Below are 597 nucleotides of genomic sequence, written 5' to 3'. Positions count from 1 at the left end.
ACTGCGAGACAGACACGTCGAGCAGGTGCGAAAGCAGGTTCTAGTGATCCGGTGGTTCTGTATGGAAGGGCCATCGCTCAACGGATAAAAGGTACTCCGGGGATAACAGGCTGATACCGCCCAAGAGTTCACATCGACGGCGGTGTTTGGCACCTCGATGTCGGCTCATCACATCCTGGGGCTGAAGTCGGTCCCAAGGGTATGGCTGTTCGCCATTTAAAGTGGTACGCGAGCTGGGTTTAGAACGTCGTGAGACAGTTCGGTCCCTATCTGCCGTGGGCGTTGGAGATTTGAGAAGGGCTGCTCCTAGTACGAGAGGACCGGAGTGGACGCACCGCTGGTGTTCCGGTTGTCACGCCAGTGGCATTGCCGGGTAGCTATGTGCGGACGGGATAACCGCTGAAAGCATCTAAGCGGGAAGCCCCCTTCAAGATGAGATCTCCCCGAGGCCTCGAGCCTCCTGAAGGGCCCAGCGAGACGAGCTGGTTGATAGGCACGGTGTGGAAGCGCTGCGAGGCGTTGAGCTAACGTGTACTAATGGCCCGTGAGGCTTGACCATATAACACCCAAAGGGTCTGGTGACGAGCCGATCCCGGA

At 58.0% G+C, this 597-nt stretch carries 1 rRNA gene; it reads left to right on the top strand.

The features are described 5' to 3' along the window. Positions 1-559, top strand: a 23S ribosomal RNA gene (locus OP496_RS18300); the annotation flags it as partial. Positions 560-597 lie beyond the last annotated feature (38 nt).

Source organism: Chromohalobacter sp. 48-RD10 (genome assembly GCF_029889785.1).
Taxonomy (GTDB): domain Bacteria; phylum Pseudomonadota; class Gammaproteobacteria; order Pseudomonadales; family Halomonadaceae; genus Chromohalobacter.
Note: the sequence above shows the minus strand (reverse complement) of the source record. Positions and strands in the feature narration are given on the sequence as shown.